We start from the raw sequence: 16,809 nt of genomic DNA on the forward strand, positions 1-16,809 counted from the left end.
CGCGCTCCGTCTTCCCACGCGCTTCCCGCGCTCCTGCCCGCGCGCGCCGCCCCCTCCAGCGGCCGCTGCCGTGGTGTACTACGCTCGCTCCCCGCATGACCCAAGGCGTCCGCCCCCTGCACGAGCTCCGCGACGAGGCCCGCTCCGCGCTGGCCAGGAGCGATCTGCCCCGCGCGCGCGACGCGCTCTTCAGCGCCCTCCAGCACACAATCGCCCGCGAGGACGACTACGTCGCCATGACGGACGAGCTCCGCGACGTGCTGGTCCGGCTGGGCGAACCAAGGAGCGCCCTCACCGTGGCCTGGTACGCGGGCAGCGAGCACAGCCAGCGGCCCCTCATCGCGCACGTCCCGCCCATCGACCGCGCGCGCACCCTGCTCGCCTGGGCCGAGCGCGAGCAGGACCCCGAGCGGCAGAAACGGCTCCACGCCCGCGCCGCCGACGAGTACGAGGCCGCCGGCCTCGTCGCGCAGGCCGCCATCGCCCGCGAGCGCGGCCAGGACTTCGCCCGCGCCCGCGCCCTCTGGTCGCGCCTCGCCCAGCTGCTCTCCTCGTCGGGCAGCGATCTCTACGCCGCCGGCCTCGCCCGCTTCAACCTCGCCCGCACCTCGCTCCGCACCGGCGACGCCGCGGCCGCGCGCGAGGCCGTCTTCGCCTCCGTCCACCTGCTCGAGGAGGCCGCCGACCGTTACGAGACCATCGGCCAGCGCGAGCGCGCCTTCGACTGCTACCAGGTCCTCATCGCCGTCGGCCGCGAGAGCCGCGCCTTCGAGCACGTCCTCGAGGGCTACGTGAACGTCATCCGCATCCTGCGCGAGGACCACCTGCGCTACTACGCGCTCCAGTCCTACGAGGAGGCGGTCGCCGCGGCCGAGAAGCAGGGCGAGATCTCCGCCGCCGCCACGCTCGCCCGCGAGATGGCCACGTACGCCCGGAAAGAGGGCCTCACCGCCGTCGCCAACTTCGCCGTGCTCACGCAGGCCCGCCTCTGGCAAGAGGTGTCCGCCGTCTCGCAGAAGCGCGCCGCCCCGCCCGAGATCGCCGAGAACGCGCTGCTCGCCGCCGTGATCGCGCTCGGCGAGGCGGGGCAGTACAGCAAGGTCGGCACCCTCTATCGCGCCCTCACGCAGCTGCCGCTCGCGGAGACCCGGAAGAAGCACTACGCCCGCGCCGGCGGCCGCTACGTGAGCGCGCAGGACCTGCCGATCGACGCGTCGCCGCTGCCGGCGCACCTCCGCCACGAGCTCGGCTTCCCCGACGTCTGGCACATCGATCTCGTCGAGTGGGAGCAGGCCGGCAGCGCCAGCCAGGCGTGCGGCGACATCGTCCTCGACCCGGCGCAGTGGTCCGAGGTCACCCGCCGCCGCGCCATGCTCGCCCGGCTGACCGCGCTCGCCGTGGAGGGCGCGACGCCCGAGGCCGCCCCGGCGCAGCGGTCGCCCGCGCAGCAGCTCATCAGCCTCGCCGAGCAGCTGGCGACGGTCGAGCTCTACACGATCCTCTCGCCGCTCGAGCACCTGTTCCGCCGCCCCGAGCCGAAGATCCGGGTGGCCGTGGTCCGCGCCCTCTCCCGCTTCCTCTACAAGCGCACGTTCATCACGCTCCGCGACGCGCTCGTGGACCCCGACCCCACCGTGCTCCACGAGGCCGCGCGCGCGCTCGAGGAGCTCCGCTTCGCCCACGCCTTCGAGCCGCTCGCCCGCATCTACCGCGAGTCGCAGGCGCCCGCCGTCCGCGCCAGCGCCGTGCGCGCGATCGCGAAGATAGACACCCTCGAGGCCGGCGAGATGCTCCTCGGCATCCTCCAGCACGAGGGCGCCGAGGAGCGCGCCGCGGCCGTCGAGGCGCTGAAGCGCGCGCGCGGCATGAAATTCGTGGAGCTCGCCCGCGCCTCGCTCGCCGAGCTGCCAGGCTCCGCGCAACTGGTGGTGCGCGAGATCCTCCAGAGTCGCGGCATCAGCCCGTGAGCGCACAAGCGCGCCTGCGCGCCCACCGGTCGCCGGCTCCCCGCGCCGGACAGCGCCGGGGTGGTGGCCTGTCCGGACGTCAACAGCAGACTGCGCCCGGTCCCCACCCCCGCTCATGCGCTGGAAAGCGGATCAGACGAGTAACCCCGCGATTGTGCGCCGCGGCAAGGGGATTCCCCTAACGACTTTGTGTCTGGCGTCGCGATGGGGGGGTGCACGGCACCTTCCAGTCGGGATACCCTGCACGCGCCAATCCAACTCATCCCGAGAGCCGCTCGGCGCGTAATGTCGTAAGCATTGAAGCGGACGGAGCGCTTGGGGGAGCGCTGGGAAACCGCCGTCCGGGCTCCCGGTGGTGCGCTGCTCGACAACGGTCGACTTCTCAGCGCGCCACCGGCGGCTCTTCTTGCGTGGGCAGCAGCTGGGCGCCGTCGCGCGGCGCCCAGCTGCCCTGGCAGACACGGCGCCGCCGGGGCGCACGCGCGCCGGCTCCGCCGCGGGCGCTCGGCGGCCGACGATCGGCTCGAGCGCGGCGCGCGCGGGCGGCGAGCGGGGCTCAGCGGCGGAAGATCGACTCGAGCGCAGGCACAAGGCGGGCGTGGCGGAACGTGTAGCCGAGCTCCTCCGCCCGCCTGGGATGGACGCGCTGCCCGGTGGTGACGATCTCGGCCGCGTCGCCCATCCCGAGCTTCACCACCGCCTCGGGCACCCGGAGCCACGACGGCCGGCGGAGCACGGCGCCGATCGCCTGCGCGACCTCCTCGCCGGTCGCCGCGTGCGGCGCGGTCACGTTGAAGGGGCCCCGCACCGCGTCGCTGTCCAGGGCGAGCAGGGTCATCGCCACGACGTCGTCGCAGTGGATCCACGAGATCACCTGCTTGCCGTCGCCGATCGGCCCGCCCAAGAAGAACCTGAAGGGGGCGATCATCTTCTCGAGCGCGCCGCCGCCCTCGCCGATCACCACGCCGATCCGCAGCTGCACCGAGCGGACGCCGTGCTGCTCCTCGACGGCGCGGGCCGACTCTTCCCAGCGGACCACGACGTCGGCGAGGAAGCCCTCCCCGGGCGGGGCGCCCTCGTCGAGCACCTTCTCGCCCGGCTGCGGGCCGTAATAGCCGACCGCGGAGGCGCAGAGGAACACGGCCGGCTTGCGCCTGGCCTTGCCGATCGCCTCGCCCATGAGGCGGGTCGTGTCGACGCGGCTGTTCACGATCTCGCGCCGCGCGTCCTCGGTCCAGCGCTTGGTGATCGACTCGCCCGCGAGGTGGATGACCCCGTCCACCCCGTCGAGCTCCTCGAACCACGGCCCCGCGCTGTAGGGGCTCCACGACACGACGCGCGCCCCGGGCAGCGTCGCCTGCGTCCGCCCCACGTCGCGCGTCAGCACCGTCACCCGATCCCCCCGCGCGAGCAGCTCCTTCACGAGAGCACGACCGATAAACCCGCTGCCGCCGGTGACAAGAACCGTCTTCACGAGCTCGTTCTATCACGGCTCGGACGGAGGCGGGGCTTCCCTTCGGGCGCCTCGGGCGCCACGACGGAGGCGCGCCGGACAGGCGGCAGCTGTCCAGTCGTGACGCGGAGCGCGGGAGACGGTAAGACGCCGGACGTGATGGATGACCTAGAGACCTTCAAGAAGCTTCCTCTCGGCGGCCTGGATCGCCGCTCGCTCGTCGGGGCGCTGGCCGAGCACGGCGCGCGCGTGGCGACCGAGCAGCTCGCGGCGCACCGCGCCCGCATCCGCCCGGCCGGCGCGAAGATCGCCCCGGACGCGGCGGTGCTGATCCTGGGCGGCTCGAACGGCATGACCCGGGCGCTCGCGCTGCAGCTGCTCTTCGGGGAGCGGGCCGCCGTCTTCGCCGTGCACTTCGACAGCGAGAAGATGCAGATCGGCCCGCACCACGTGAAGGCGATCACGGACGCGGCGGAGGCCGAGGGGCTCACGGCGCGCTTCTGGAACAGCGACGCCACGAAGCCGCAGGTGATCGACGAGGTGGTCGCCGCGCTGAAGGAGCGGTATCGGGCGGTGCACCTCGTGAACGGCATCGCGGCCGGCGCGATGAAGCGCTACGCGGAGCACGGGCCGACGAAGGTGAAGGACCTCGACGTCGCGTTCGATGCGGTGCTCCAGGTGCCTGATTTCTCGCGCCCCGAGAACGTCCGCAAGCTCGGGCTCGTCGAGGTGGACGTCGCGAACGAGGCGGACATCGAGCGGACGAACAAGTTCATGGGCACCTCGTCGCTCCTGTGGGCCGAGCCGCTCGCCGCGGCGGGGCTGCTCGCGAAGGGCGAGAGCGTCGTGTCGTTCTGCGACTACGACTACCCGAGCGACGATCCGGTCTACGCGATGGGCCCGCTCGCCGGCGCGAAGCAGCTGCAGCGCAAGACGATGGCGGAGATCCAGGAGCGGTTCGGGGTGCGGACAGCGCGCATCTGCTATCCGGCGCTGGCGACGACGGCGCTCGGGGCGATCCCGGGGGGGCTGCTGATGTTCGGGCTCAGCACGCAGATCCTGAAGGAGCGCGGGCAGTTCAAGGACGTCATCGATCTCGCGGGCGAGACGATGGAGATCTGGCGCCCGGGCTGGGATGGGAGCGATCTGCGGGTGGACGCGGCCTATCAGGCCTGTCTTCCGGAGTTCAACAAGCGCAAGGATCAGCTCGGGCCGAAGGACGTCCCCGGCGCGTTCCGGCTGCTGTTCACGTAGCGTCGAGGGGGGCCGCGCGCGGGGGGCCGGCGCGGCCGGCGCGCCCCTACCCTTCGGCCCGCGCGGTCTCGGGCTCGAGCCGGGCGATCTGGCGCTTGTCCGACATCTGGAGGATGCCCACCCAGCCGAGCACGCGGATGACCTGGTAGGCCGGGTCGATCTCGAACCACCGCACCGCGAAGTTCGGGCTCATCGCGTACTTGTGGTGGTTGTTCTGGAAGAGCTCGCCGAGCGTCACGACGTCGAGGACCAGCGTGTTGCGCGAGTCGTCGTCGCTGTTGAAGTTGCGGTAGCCGTAGCGGTGGCCGCACCAGTTGACGATCGCCCCGTGCAGCGGGCCCATGGTCCAGTGGAGCGGGAGGAACAGGAACTGCCACCAGTGCGAGGCGAAGGCCACGTAGAGGAGCGTGTACCCCGTGCCCCACGCGAGGCGGCTGATCCACGAGTTGCCGATGCGATCGAGCGTCGGCCACTCCGGGTAGCCGCCGAGGAAGCGCGGCTCCACGTCGGCCTTGCCCTCGTAGATCGCGTCGTAGCGCTTCGCGGTGTCCAGCATCATCGAGACGACCCCCGAGTAGTACCGCGGCGAGTGCGGATCCTTCGGCGTGTCGCTGTAGGCGTGGTGCATGCGGTGCAAGATCGCGTAAACCCACGGAACCAGGTACGACGAGCCCTGCGTGAGGTAGGTCAGGAAGTGAAAAGTCCGCTCCCACCGCTTCGACATCGTGAACATCCGATGCGAGGCGTACCGGTGCAGGAAGAAGGTCTGGAAAAAGACCGAAAACGTAGAGTGGGCGATGAGAACGATCGCGATCTCCATGCTCCGGTCGTATCCCGGCGCTCGGCGGGGAGGGGTCAGGGCACCGTCACGTTTCCGTAACGGGGGCCTGGATCCCGCGTGTTTTCGGGTTGCTTTCGACGTCCCTGGGCTCTCCCGGGCCCGTTCGTGGTAACGGCGGCGTCGTGAAGGCCGTGATCATCGGTGCGGGCCGGGGCAGCCGGCTGCGTCACCTGACCGAAGAGCTGCCGAAGACGCTGGTTCCGATCCTTGGCCGCCCGATGCTCGACAGCATCCTCGACGCGCTCGCGGCGGGCGGCTTCAAGCGGTCGGATGTCGTGTTCGTCTGCGGCTACAAGGCCGACGTGATCCGGGCTGCCTACCCGGATCTGACGTACGTCGAGAACCGCGACTGGGAGCAGAACAACATCCTGCTGTCGCTGCTCTGCGCGCGCGAGCACCTCGAGGGCGGCTTCGTCTCGACGTACGCGGACATCGTCTATCGGCCCGAGATCGTGGCGGATCTCGTGCGCTCTCCGCACGACATCACGCTCGCCTGCGACACGGACTGGCGGCGCCGCTACGTGGGCCGCTCGCAGCACCCGGAGACCGACGCGGAGAAGCTCCGCGCCGACGCGGCCAGCGCGGATCGCGTCGTGGAGCTCTCGCGCCGCATCCCGCCGGAGGCCGCGGCGGGCGAGTTCATCGGGGTGATGAAGCTCTCCGCGCGGGGCGCCGCGCAGTTCTTGACCGCCTTCGACGCCGCGCGCGCCGCCTTCTCGGAGCGGCCGGAGTTCCGCGAGGGGCGCTCGTTCCGGCGCGCCTACCTCATCGATCTGCTCCAGCACATGCTCGAGTCCGGCGCGGCCCTCCACAAGATCGACACGCACGGCGGCTACATGGAGATCGACACCCTGGAAGACGCGTCGCTGGCCGACGCGTGGTGGCGCGGCGCGACCTGAAGCGGCCGCTGCGCGCGCGCGGCGGCTCGCGCCGCCCTAGAAGGCGTCGGCGAAGTCGGCGCCTTGCGCGAGGAGGCCGGGCAGGCCGCCGGTGTGCAGGAAGAGCACCCGCTTGCCCGAGAGCTCGCCCCGCTCGGCCATGTCCCAGAGCCCGGAGAACGCCTTGCCCGTGTACACCGGGTCGAGGATGAGCCCCGACAGCCGCGCCACCTTCAGGATCCGCGCCCGTTGCTCCGGCGTGGAGACGGCGTAGGCCGGCCCCCTCGCGGAGTCGTCGATCACGAGGTGGGCGGGCGCGCCGAGGCGCGGATCGAGCGCGCGCGCGTCGTCCATGATCTGGACCGCGATGCGCGCGAACGTGGCCCTGTCCTCGCACACCGCCATCGCGCGCACCTCGCCGGCCACCTCGTAGCGGGCCGCGCCGAGCGCCGTGCCCGCCGCCGTCCCGCCCGAGCCGCACGCGTGCACGATGACGTCGAACGGCTTGCCCCCCGCGAGGCCGAGGTCGAGCTGCTTGCGGATCTCCTCCATCGCGCGCACGTAGCCGAGCGCGCCGAGGCCGTTCGAGCCGCCCTCGGGGATCACGTACGGCCGGCCGCCCGCCGCGCGGAGCTCGGCGGCCGCCTCGGCCATCACGGCGTCACGGCCCCGGTACGCCTCGGGCGAGATCAGCCGGATCTCGGCGCCGGCGAGCCGGTCGAGCAGCGTGTTGCCCTGGAGCGGCGCCCCGGCCGACGGCTCGGCGGTGCGCAGGAACAGCACCGAGCGCAGGCCGAGCGAGGCGCAGAGCAGCGCGGTCGCGCGCGCGTGGTTCGACTGCAGGCCGCCGCAGGTGAGCACGCAGTCGGCGCCCTCTTCGCGCGCGGCGGCGAGCAGGTACTCGAGCTTGCGGATCTTGTTGCCGGCCTCCGCGCCCGCCGTCATGTCGTCGCGCTTCACGTAAAGGTCGACGCCGAGCGCCTCGGCGAGCCGCTGCGGGCGCTGGATCGGGGTCGGAAGGTGGCTCAGCGCGAGTCGTTTGCGCATCGTTTCTCTCCCATGCGGTCAATGGATCACGCCCAGCTTGAGCGTGAGCAGGTACTGGTCGGCGAGCTCCGTGCCGGAGGCGTCGTCGAACGCGCCGCCGGGGAAGAGGACGCCGGCCTCGGTGCCGAACTGGATGGTGACGAGCCTGCCCATCGCGATGCGCGCGTCGACGCCGAGGTCGAGCTCGACGCCGAGATCGCGGCGGCGCGGGGGGCCGCCGTCGTAGTTGGCGAGGTGGCCGCCCGCCCGGGGGGTGCTGTGCGGGTCGACGAGATCGGTCGTCGCCTCGGCGATGATCGCCCCTGCCTTCAGGTCGAGCCAGCGCGCCGGCCGCACGATGACCCGCGGGTTCACGTAGGCGGCGCCGAACACGCCTCCCTTGGAGGGCAGCGACCGGATCCCGGGCTCGGGGGACGCGGCGAAGAGCTCCCGCTCGGCGATCGTGGCCGAGCGCGCGGTCTTCCAGGCGAGCACCTGGTCGAACAGGAGGAGCCCGACGTTGTGGCTCGGGTCGAAGGTGAACCGCCGCGACACGCCGTCCCTGGGGTCGTCGTCGCCCGACGCGTAGCCGGCCTCGATCTCCGTGACGACGCGCCCCCATCGATCGGCCGGCCGCCGACCGCGGCCCGCGACGTGCACGGCCCCGAGCGTCGCCGCGCCGCCGATCGAGCGCACGGCCACGGGCGCGCGCCCTGCCGCCGCGCCCGAGGGCGGCGCGGGCCCGCGCGGGATGAACGACGTCGAGCCCAGGATCACCGCGGCCTCGATCTCGCCGTAGACGTGGGCGCCGCCCCCCGGCACCGGCGCGTCGAACTTGCCGGTCACGTCGATCACGGCCGAGGCGAGCGTCTCGGTGGACCGGGCCGGGCTCGTCTTCGCGCGGCGCTCGCGGGCCTGCTGCCGCAGGGCGCCGTAGATCCCGACCTCGCCGCGCCGCTCGCGCCAGAGCGCCGACACGACCGCCTGGAGCGCGCGATCGCCCTCGCCTTCGTCCTGCCCCTCGACGTCGTTTCCGAGCAGGTCGGCCGCGCTGTCCTCGAACACGAGGTCGCCCGCGATCGTCACGAGGAGCGGGCCGGTCGGGCCCATCGGCGTCGCCGCGAAGAGGACGCGCTGGACGAGCGATCCGCGCTCGTAGTCTCCGAAGAGGGTCGCGCGCTCTCCGTCGTTGGCGACGAGCCCCATCCCCCAGTGCGCGCCCTGCTGGCCCAGCCGGAAGACGCCGACGGACGACGGCAGCTCCAGGTAGAGGTAGCGCGGGTGCACCTCGTACCAGGCGAGGGAGGCGCGCGCGTCGCGCACCTGCTCGACGTGTTGCGTGACGTCGCCGGCGATGAGCCCGCGGACGACGTCGATCTGCGCGACGATGGACGCCTTGTCCTTGTAGTGGAAGCGCGGCGAGAGGCGTAGCCAGTGAGCGATGTACTGGTTCTGCCCGAGCGTCGTCGCGCCCGGCGCCGAGCGGCGCGGCGCCCGGAGCCGGAGATCGCTCATGGCGCGGTAGCGGAGCTGGTACTCGCCCTGGAGCGAGAACGTCGACCGGGTCGGGTCCGGCGGGGGCGGCGGCGAGCGGCCGGTGTCCAGGACGAGCCGCTGATCGAAGCGGTCGGCGGACGGCGCGGACGGCGGCGCGCCCGACCCCGCGCTGCTGGCGCCGTCCGCGTCCTCCGCGCTGGCGGCGTCTGCGCTCGCGTCCTCCGCGCTGGCGGCGTCTGCGCTCGCGTCATCGACGGGCTGAGCGGCGCTTGGCGAGGCGAGCGCGACAGCAAACGCAAGGGGGGCGAGGAGGGCAAGGGTGAAGCGCATCGGAAGCAAGCAACCGCGCGCCGGCGCGCGGCCGGGAACGCGCCGGCGAGGATAGGCGGATCGATCCCCGCAGGGCACTGGATTCTGCGCTTTCCAGCCGGGGCGCTGCCGAGGCCCCGCTGGCCGCCGGCGAGCGGTCGAGCGGCGCCGCGGATCGCCGCTCGGGCGGCTTTTCTCGAGGCATCCACCGCTCTAGCGTGCGTCCCCGTGACCCTCTCCACACCGCGCGCCGCCGCTGTCGCTCCCTCTCCGTTGCTCCTGGGCCGCCCCCTCTCGCTCGCGGATCTCGAGGACGTCGCGCGACGCGGCCGTCCGGTGGCGATCTGCGCCGAGGCGCGCGAGCGCGCCGAGGCCTCGCGCCGGGCGATCGACGCGATCGTGGCGGCGGGCGACGCCGCGCCTGCGGTGTACGGGATCAACACCGGCTTCGGCGCGCTCGCGGAGACGCGCATCGCCGATCACGACATCCGGGCGCTCCAGCGGAACCTCGTGCGGAGCCACGCCTGCGGGGTGGGGCCCGATCTCGGCGAGGCCGAGGTGCGCGCGATGATCGTCCTGCGCGCGCAGGTGATCGCGCTGGGGCACTCGGGGGTGCGCACGGAGGTGCTCGACCTGCTCGCCGCCCTGATCGAGCGCGGCGTGTGCCCGCGCATCCCGGCCCAGGGCTCGGTCGGCGCGTCGGGCGATCTCGCGCCGCTCGCGCACCTCGCGCTCTCGCTCATCGGCGAGGGGGAGGCGCGCTTCGAGGGGCAGCTCATGCCGAGCGCGGTGGCGCTGGCGAAGGCCGGCGTCGCGCCGCTCGCGCTCGCGGCGAAGGAGGGGCTCGCGCTGATCAACGGGACCCAGTACATGACCGCGCTCGGCGCGCTCGCGCTGCGGGACGCGGCCGCGCTCTGCACGGTCGCCGACATCGCCGGCGCGGTGAGCCTCGAGGCGCTGATGGGCTCGAAGCGGCCGTTCGACGAGCGGCTCATGCGCGTGCGCCCGCACCCGGGCCAGGCCGGCACGGCCGGCAACCTGCGCACGCTGCTCGGGGGCAGCGAGATCATGCAGAGCCACGCCGACTGCCCGAGGGTGCAGGACGCCTACTCGCTCCGCTGCATGCCCCAGGTGCACGGCGCGACGCGCGACGCGCTCGCCTGGGCCACCGAGGTGCTGACCCGGGAGGTGAACAGCGTCACGGACAACCCGACGGTGTTCCTCGGCGAGGGGGGCGCCGAGCTGCTCTCGGGCGGCAACTTCCACGGGCAGCCGGTCGCGCTGGCCCTGGATCTCGCCGCGATGGCGGCGGCCGAGCTCGCGAACATCAGCGAGCGGCGGGTCGAGCAGCTGGTCAACCCTGCGCTCTCGACCGGCCTCACGCCGTTCCTCGCGCCGCGCAGCGGGCTGCACTCGGGGTTCATGATCGCCCAGGTGGCGAGCGCCTCGCTGGTCAGCGAGAACAAGGTGCTCTGCCACCCGGCGAGCGTCGACTCGATCCCCTCGAGCGCCGGCCGCGAGGACCACGTGAGCATGGGCAGCATCAGCGCCCGGAAGCTCTCCCAGGTGATCGAGAACGTCCGCAGCTCGCTGGCGATCGAGCTCATCACGGCGGCGCAGGGGGTGGACCAGCGGCGCCCGCTCCGCCCGAGCGCGGGGGTGGCCGCCGCCCACGCCGCCATCCGTCGCGTGGTGCCGGAGCTCCTCGAGGACCGTCCCCTCTACCTGGACATCGCGGCGGCCACCGAGCTCATCCGGAGCGGCGCGCTCATCGCCGCGGTGGAGGAGGCGGTGGGTTCGCTCAACTGATTATTTCTGTTGTTATAATTACAACTGAGACGATCCTGTGGAAATCTGATGCGACTCATCGGAATGCAAATGCTCCATCGCAGGGCGAGTTGCTGTACATTGGCTCAGTGCCCATTCCGGTCAGCACCCCGCCATTTCCATTCGATGCGGTTCGAGATCTGCTCGGCGTGGTGCGGGCGATCTACGCGGCGGCGAAGGACGGGGGGGCGTCGCGGGAGCAGCTCGCGCGCATCGAGCGGGTGGGCCGGGAGCTGAGCCGAGCGCTGGACCTGGCGGGGTCGCCCCAGCAGGGGGTGTCGGGTCACTCGACGGCGTGGAAGGTGACGGACAAGGCGATGCTCCAGGTGAACGACCTTGTCGATCCGCTGACGCCGGCGGCGCCGCTCCTGCTGGCGGCGCGGAGCCGCGTCACGGGGAGCCGGCTGGCCGTGCGGAGCAAGCCTCAGGGACGGTAGGGGGCTGGGGGCGAGGGCGGGGGCGAAGGCGAGGCGTCCGGGCGGGGGCGCCGGGAGCGGGGGCGGCAGGGACGGGGCCGCTGGGAGCGGAGACGCTGGGAGCGGAGGCGGGCAGGAACGGGCTGCCGGCCGGCGCGCTTCGAGGAACGCACCGCAGGGGTGGAATCGTCAGCTGCGACCGAAAAACCTGCGGCCGCGGGACCGCTCGGCGTCGCGCCGGATGCCCTGCATCACCATGCGGATGAGCTCGCGGTTGTAAGCACGCCTGTCATGCCGCTTGTGCTCGGGCAGCTTGACCCCCAGCGCGTGTGCAAGACGTTCGACGTTCTCTAGCTTCGCCTCGCGCAGACAATCGATATCCAGATCCATGTAGTGGCGCTCCCATTACTAGAGTCGACTTGGTTTGTCGAGCCCAGAGGAGACAGGGCACGGCTGCGCGCCGGCGTGGCTTCGACCGTGACAGGCGCCATCAGCCCGTGACGGGGGCGCGGCGTCTCGGGCACGTCAGCGCCACGAGGGACACAGAGCGACCTAGAGCGACCCGGTCCCGTTCGAGGCGGGCATCGAGGCGGGCATCGAGGCGGGCAAGCAGCTCAGGTCAGCTGCTGCCGCGGGAGGTGGATCCGCCGCTGCCGCTCGGTCCCCGGTCGTCGTTCCCGCCCGTCGTGACGCATGATGTCAGGGCAAGGTCACGAGCTCACCGCAGAGAGGGTGAGGGGGAAGCGCTCCGCAGCAGCGGAGGGTGTGAGGTGCCGTGAGCGGCAGCAGAGGGCGTGTCCGGTGGGGTCCCGGCCGAGCGCCCCTGGCAGGGAGGGAGAGGAGAGAGGAGAGAGGAGAGAGGAGAGAAGGGATTGCGACGAAGCTGCAAGATGGCCATGAGCCTGGCGGACGCGACGCGACGCGAGGACGGCAGGCGAGCTCGGCCTCGGAGAGCTCGCCCCGCTCGACGCCGCGATCCCGGAGCTCCGCGCCGAAAGGGCGGCGGGAAAGGGCGGCAACGGCTCATCGGGGGCGACGTGCCACGGGGGCACCATCCAAGAAAGCCAACGAATTCGCGTGGTAGCCCCGGCCGGACTCGAACCGGCACGCCCAAGAGGGCCGCGGATTTTAAATCCACCGCGTCTGCCTTTTCGCCACGGGGCCAAGATGCTGATTTTATTTTTGTTTTTGTCTCTGACGCCCCGCCCCCTCCCTCTTCTGTGCCGTCTCCTGTGACGCTTCCGGCGAGCTCGGGGATCGCCTCGGCGAGGGAAGCTAGCTCGCCAAGGCCCAGCTCTGCAAACGTCCTGGGGCCTCGGCGGCACCTCGGGTCACGACGGAGCCCCGGTGCCGGGGCCGGTCGGCGATCCGGGTCTCGCTCCGGCGGTTCGCGAAGGCGACGGGGATGAAGGTCGAGCGCGTGTCGTGGGCGCGGACCTGCTGGCGCTCGTCGGAGTCCTCGAAGAGCTCGGGGCGGTCGATGCCGGCAAGCTTGAGGTGGGCGCGGAACCGCTCGGCCGCGTGCTCGACGCTGAAGCGCTCCCCGTCCTCGTTCACGAAAGCGGCGCGGAGGTGGCCCGGTTGCCGCGGAGCGCGAGCCATGCGCGCAACGCCTGCGGCACGCCGGGCGACAGCGCCCATGCGCGCGGATCGTTCGTCTTGTTCTTCTCGAGGCGCAGCACGCCGCGATCAAGGTCGACGCCCTGCACCTGCAGGCGCGCCGCCTCGCTGATGCGTGGGCCCTCGCGGTTTAGGAAGCCCCAGAGGACGCGCCAACACAGCGGGATCGCGGTGCAGGCCATCAGGCGCGCGCCCTCGTCGGGGTAGAGGCACGCCTTCGCCTTCGTGGGGCCAAGCTTTGGGAGGAAGCCGCGGGGCAGCGGGTTCGCCGCGAGGAGACGGCACGGGAAGACGGCCATCGCCATGAGCCGGTGCAGGAGCTGCGCGATGTGACGGCGCGACGCGGGCGGCATCGGCGGGAGCGTGGTCCTCCCCCGCTTGCGCGGACAGTCTCACTATGCCGCGAGCGCGGTCACGTGCGCCGTCGCACCGCCCGAGTGTCGTCGGGGCAGCTGCCCGGGTCTCCGGTACCGGTGCTCGGGCGTCACCAGAACGACCGCTCGGGTCACCTGAACATCTGCCCGGGTGCCGTCGGAACGACCGCTCGGATCGGGTCCGAACGGCCGTTCGGATCACGTCGGAGCACACGGCGACGGCGCAAGAGGGCGCCCCTCGGGCCGTTGCTAAGGCTTGGGGCTCTCCTCAAGCGCCAACGAGGCGATGCCGCCCCGTTGCCGAAGGGCATCGGCCCTCCGCTGCTGACCTCGCCACCTCCGGAGTCGCCGCCGCCTACGACGCGTCGCAACAGTGCGTCGATCGAGTCGCCTTATCGACTCCTACCGAAGGCTTGACATGTCGGGTTGGCCGTCGGCTACGCTACCTCCCTACGATGCGCAGGAGGGGCACGAGGGGTGGGATTGGATCTATCGGCCGTCCACGCAGAAACGACGATCCGCGGACCCGGAGCCTGATGACGCCCAGCTGGCCGCGATCGAGGAGGGCCTTGACCGCATCCTCAAGCACGCGCTGGCTGCGGATCGACGGGCCGGCCGAGCGCACGCGCCCCCTCAAACTCGATGGGCCCCCATGAGACCGGCAACGCAGGGCGCGCGGGCGCCCAGCCGTGGCGAGCCGCGCGCGTCCAGGGCCGCCATCCCCAGCCAGGTCGATCATCCAGCCAGACGCTCCGGAACAAGCGAGGCAGAACTCCCGGAATCAACCATCGGAGTGGGAGTGCGCAAGATGAGGCGACTGGAGGATGCTTCGACCGGATCCCGGTCGCGCGGTGTGCGGTACCATCGGCACGGATCTTGTGGCGCGATCAGCTGGGGCGTCGGCGACCTAACGAGGGGAATGCGTGGTTATGCACCGGCGGCCTATCTCTCTCCGGATGTCGCGAGGGTCCGGGCCTATCTCCTGGGATACGGAGATAGGCTGCTGGGAGATGCGGCTCATCCGCTGGAATACGAAGATGGGCAGCAACAGGTCGCGGCCCAGATGCTGGACCACAGAGATAGGACGTGCGTCACAGCTGATTGCGACGTTAGGCAGACGATGATGGAGTCCCCTATGGCCGACTACGATCCTATCGAAGCTTTCGTTCGCATCGCTGCGGCGCTGCGTTCCCTGAGCGAGCAAGATCCCATTTTTGCGGAACGCGTTCGTCGGCAGGCCGAACTTTACAAACAGATGGCAATCGTAGAGCCGAGCTCTCTTCGCCGCGAGATTACACAGATGCACGCTCAGCCGGAACTGTCGGCCGACTTCGTGCGTCATCTTCTAGAGATCGCGCTTGAGATCCCTCATCCGCCGAGTAATGACTTCGACTATTTCCCTTCCGCACACGACTTGTTTAACTTCTTTCGGCGCGGCGTAGAAGGCTCCTCTCCTCAAGTGATTAACGAGCTCATCTCGACGGCACTCAACTTCGACATGGGCATTCTGCGGGCGGCGCTGATCGAAGCGACGCAGCCCGACCCATCAGCAAGCTTCGAGCGGCGGACCCGCGTCCTGTCCGATGTTCTGAAAAATACGGCTGAGAACTGGTACAAGCCCATATTGAAGTGCGCTCTGAAGGTATCCTATCGTGTTCGGGGTCGAACCGACGCTGTTGCACCGGATGAACTTGGTGCCCTGATGAGGGCATGCCGCGACTCTCACGATGTGCCGCTCTCGATTCTATCGGACCACGTCAGGATCATTCGAAATTCAGTAGCTCACAGCCAGACCGACTTCGATCTCGTGAACCTCACAGTAACTTTCGCAAACCAGAACCGTCGCGGTGTCCGCGAGACACTTGGTCCCATTTCCTGGGACCAGCTAAAAGAGATCTCGTACCATTTTCTTGAACTTTGCTGGGCGCTATCATTGGTATGTCGGCGGCAGAGGCGACTCACGGCGAACAGAGATGCCTAACAAGCCCATACTGCTGACCTCGTTTCGCGCGGCAGCAGATGGACGGGCCGTTAGCCGAAATTATCTGCATCACGCCATGGCTACGGACGAAGCGACGCATTGCATTTCCGCAAGGCACCGTCCTCTTCCTTCGACTCCGACGGATCGTGACGCCCGTTAGCAGCCGGGCGTCGCTCACAACCATGTGGCTTTGGAACTCTGAGCATGCAGCGAACAATCTCAATTCATCTTAAGGACGTCAGCCAGGTCCCGGCCGGTCTCAGAGATTCGCCTGCGTCGAATACGCCCGCGACTGCTGTGCCAGTTGACCTTGGAAGGCTCTACCATCACTACTTCTTCGATGGCTACGGCGCTGCGCCGCCGGATCCGGACCCAACATGTTTTGAGTACGCCCAACTGCTGAGTTGCGAGTGCCCGGACTTTCGCTTCGGTACCTTCATTTCCGATGCGAGCACGACGCGAAAACACGCGATTTCTACAGAACTGGGACAGGCATTTTGTCGATGGATTCTTCATGACCACTTTGGCATGGTCTATTTTGCCCACATGCGAGACGTGCTCGACAAGCCAACGCATCCCGCCTTTGGCGGCATGTCGATCCGGCGTGTAGTCAAAGGTGACGTCCCAGATTATCTGTGCGCAAGGAAGGTGGACCGGCCCTGCATCGCCGAGGCAAAGGGTCGGTTCTCCGCGATCTCCTTCGATAGCGCAGAGTTTTCTGAGTGGCGAGCTCAGCTCGGCCGCATTCGAGTTGTAGACCAGCATGCAGGGACGCTTCGGCTGAAGACTTTTATTGCCGGAACGCGCTTCGCTACAGTAGAAAATCGCGCCTCGACGCGCAGTGCCATCTATCTTGAAGACCCACCCACGATCGGTGAGCGCGACTACGAGCCACAACGGGACGCAGGGCTTCATAGGGGAGCAATCGCAATACACTATGGCAGAGTAATGTCAAAGTTGGACCTTCCTCTGCTTTCTGCCGCCCTGAGCCATGGTTTCGTGATGCCCGATGAGCTCGTGTTTCAAGTGGTGGCGTGGGAGTGTCTTGTGCCGCCGCTGGATGGGGTGCGCTTTATTGGTGGGTACATGTTGCGTGCCGGCCACCGCCCGCCCAAGCTGGTGAAAAATGGTTGGGCACATGACACGTTCGAACTCGGCCAAGGTCACGCGCCTTTCGTCGGTTTGAAGCTTGACGTGGCTCAGGGACTCTCTGCTGCTGTCCGTGGCGACTGGCCGCGTTTGAATGAACTGCCTGTCCTTGACTTTGACCAATCAAGGCCGAGTCAGCTGACGTGGCTTGCAGACGGCACAGTGACCGGCCCTATCGAGTTCTTTCGTCCCGTTGACCTGGTTGTATTATGACGAA

Annotated in this window: 14 protein-coding genes and 1 tRNA gene; 7 read left to right on the top strand and 8 right to left on the bottom strand. The window is 70.0% G+C overall.

Translation table 11 applies throughout. The features are described from left to right. Nucleotides 1–95: 95 nt before the first annotated feature. Nucleotides 96–1,967: a HEAT repeat domain-containing protein gene (locus WME75_RS31980; RefSeq protein ID WP_437478999.1), complete on the top strand. Its 1,872-nt coding sequence runs from the start codon at nt 96–98 to the stop codon at nt 1,965–1,967. Nucleotides 1,968–2,523: 556 nt separating this feature from the next. Here WME75_RS31980 and WME75_RS31985 read toward each other — a convergent pair. Beyond that, nucleotides 2,524–3,441: a TIGR01777 family oxidoreductase gene (locus tag WME75_RS31985; protein WP_437479000.1), complete on the bottom strand. Its 918-nt coding sequence runs from the start codon at nt 3,439–3,441 to the stop codon at nt 2,524–2,526. A gap of 138 nt (nt 3,442–3,579) precedes the next feature. On the opposite strand from WME75_RS31985, the gene WME75_RS31990 reads away from it, so the two are divergent. After that, entirely contained in the window at nt 3,580–4,674 is a 1,095-nt protein-coding gene (locus tag WME75_RS31990; RefSeq protein WP_437479001.1) for a hypothetical protein, read from the top strand. A 46-nt stretch (nt 4,675–4,720) separates the two neighbouring features. Here the strand turns inward: WME75_RS31990 and WME75_RS31995 are convergent, their stop codons facing one another. Further along, entirely contained in the window at nt 4,721–5,494 is a 774-nt protein-coding gene (locus WME75_RS31995) for an acyl-CoA desaturase (protein ID WP_437479002.1), read from the bottom strand. Between the two features lie 143 nt (nt 5,495–5,637). Here WME75_RS31995 and WME75_RS32000 point away from each other — a divergent pair, with 143 nt between their 5' ends. Next, complete coding sequence (locus WME75_RS32000; RefSeq protein ID WP_437479003.1) at nt 5,638–6,414, top strand: NTP transferase domain-containing protein; 777 nt, start codon at nt 5,638–5,640, stop codon at nt 6,412–6,414. Nucleotides 6,415–6,450: 36 nt separating this feature from the next. Here the strand turns inward: WME75_RS32000 and WME75_RS32005 are convergent, their stop codons facing one another. Further along, the gene (locus WME75_RS32005; protein WP_437479004.1) at nt 6,451–7,440 is read right to left on the bottom strand and encodes a D-cysteine desulfhydrase family protein; all 990 of its coding nucleotides are present in this window, start codon (nt 7,438–7,440) and stop codon (nt 6,451–6,453) included. Nucleotides 7,441–7,458: 18 nt separating this feature from the next. Then, nucleotides 7,459–9,246, bottom strand: a complete 1,788-nt coding sequence (locus tag WME75_RS32010) for a hypothetical protein (protein WP_437479005.1) — start codon at nt 9,244–9,246, stop codon at nt 7,459–7,461. Nucleotides 9,247–9,453: 207 nt separating this feature from the next. On the opposite strand from WME75_RS32010, the gene hutH reads away from it, so the two are divergent. Both hutH and WME75_RS32020 read left to right on the top strand, forming a co-directional pair. Then, nucleotides 9,454–11,034, top strand: a complete 1,581-nt coding sequence (gene hutH, locus WME75_RS32015) for a histidine ammonia-lyase (protein WP_437479006.1) — start codon at nt 9,454–9,456, stop codon at nt 11,032–11,034. Nucleotides 11,035–11,141: 107 nt separating this feature from the next. Continuing rightward, the gene (locus tag WME75_RS32020; protein ID WP_437479007.1) at nt 11,142–11,489 is read left to right on the top strand and encodes a hypothetical protein; all 348 of its coding nucleotides are present in this window, start codon (nt 11,142–11,144) and stop codon (nt 11,487–11,489) included. Nucleotides 11,490–11,657: 168 nt separating this feature from the next. Here WME75_RS32020 and WME75_RS32025 read toward each other — a convergent pair whose 3' ends face one another. From WME75_RS32025 to WME75_RS32040, 4 genes are all read right to left on the bottom strand, one after another. Continuing rightward, on the bottom strand, nt 11,658–11,858 hold the full coding sequence (locus WME75_RS32025; protein ID WP_437479008.1) for a hypothetical protein: 201 nt from the start codon (nt 11,856–11,858) through the stop codon (nt 11,658–11,660). Nucleotides 11,859–12,546: 688 nt separating this feature from the next. Then, nucleotides 12,547–12,632, bottom strand: a tRNA-Leu gene (locus WME75_RS32030). A gap of 111 nt (nt 12,633–12,743) precedes the next feature. Then, nucleotides 12,744–13,025 (bottom strand): hypothetical protein, encoded by a 282-nt coding sequence (locus tag WME75_RS32035; RefSeq protein WP_437479009.1) that lies wholly within the window; start codon nt 13,023–13,025, stop codon nt 12,744–12,746. After that, nucleotides 13,022–13,393 (bottom strand): tyrosine-type recombinase/integrase, encoded by a 372-nt coding sequence (locus tag WME75_RS32040; RefSeq protein WP_437479010.1) that lies wholly within the window; start codon nt 13,391–13,393, stop codon nt 13,022–13,024. Before WME75_RS32040 ends, WME75_RS32035 begins: the two co-directional genes overlap by 4 nt. A 1,204-nt stretch (nt 13,394–14,597) precedes the next feature. Here WME75_RS32040 and WME75_RS32045 point away from each other — a divergent pair. Next, on the top strand, nt 14,598–15,443 hold the full coding sequence (locus WME75_RS32045) for a hypothetical protein (RefSeq protein WP_437479011.1): 846 nt from the start codon (nt 14,598–14,600) through the stop codon (nt 15,441–15,443). Nucleotides 15,444–15,647: 204 nt separating this feature from the next. Further along, nucleotides 15,648–16,805, top strand: coding sequence for a hypothetical protein (locus tag WME75_RS32050; RefSeq protein WP_437479012.1), 1,158 nt, complete (start codon nt 15,648–15,650; stop codon nt 16,803–16,805). Nucleotides 16,806–16,809: the final 4 nt, after the last annotated feature.

Source organism: Sorangium sp. So ce1014 (assembly GCF_051521505.1).
GTDB lineage: Bacteria > Myxococcota_A > Polyangia > Polyangiales > Polyangiaceae > Sorangium.

What these genes read in the sequence shown, in the direction of transcription:
- WME75_RS31980 (WP_437478999.1), top strand. Translation starts at nt 96, where the DNA reads ATGACCCAAGGCGTCCGCCCCCTGCACGAGCTCCGCGACGAGGCCCGC.
- WME75_RS31990 (WP_437479001.1), top strand. Translation starts at nt 3,580, where the DNA reads ATGGATGACCTAGAGACCTTCAAGAAGCTTCCTCTCGGCGGCCTGGAT.
- WME75_RS31995 (WP_437479002.1), bottom strand. Translation starts at nt 5,494, where the DNA reads ATGGAGATCGCGATCGTTCTCATCGCCCACTCTACGTTTTCGGTCTTT.
- WME75_RS32005 (WP_437479004.1), bottom strand. Translation starts at nt 7,440, where the DNA reads ATGCGCAAACGACTCGCGCTGAGCCACCTTCCGACCCCGATCCAGCGC.
- WME75_RS32010 (WP_437479005.1), bottom strand. Translation starts at nt 9,246, where the DNA reads ATGCGCTTCACCCTTGCCCTCCTCGCCCCCCTTGCGTTTGCTGTCGCG.
- WME75_RS32025 (WP_437479008.1), bottom strand. Translation starts at nt 11,858, where the DNA reads ATGGATCTGGATATCGATTGTCTGCGCGAGGCGAAGCTAGAGAACGTC.
- WME75_RS32040 (WP_437479010.1), bottom strand. Translation starts at nt 13,393, where the DNA reads ATGGCGATGGCCGTCTTCCCGTGCCGTCTCCTCGCGGCGAACCCGCTG.
- WME75_RS32045 (WP_437479011.1), top strand. Translation starts at nt 14,598, where the DNA reads ATGGCCGACTACGATCCTATCGAAGCTTTCGTTCGCATCGCTGCGGCG.
- WME75_RS32050 (WP_437479012.1), top strand. Translation starts at nt 15,648, where the DNA reads ATGCAGCGAACAATCTCAATTCATCTTAAGGACGTCAGCCAGGTCCCG.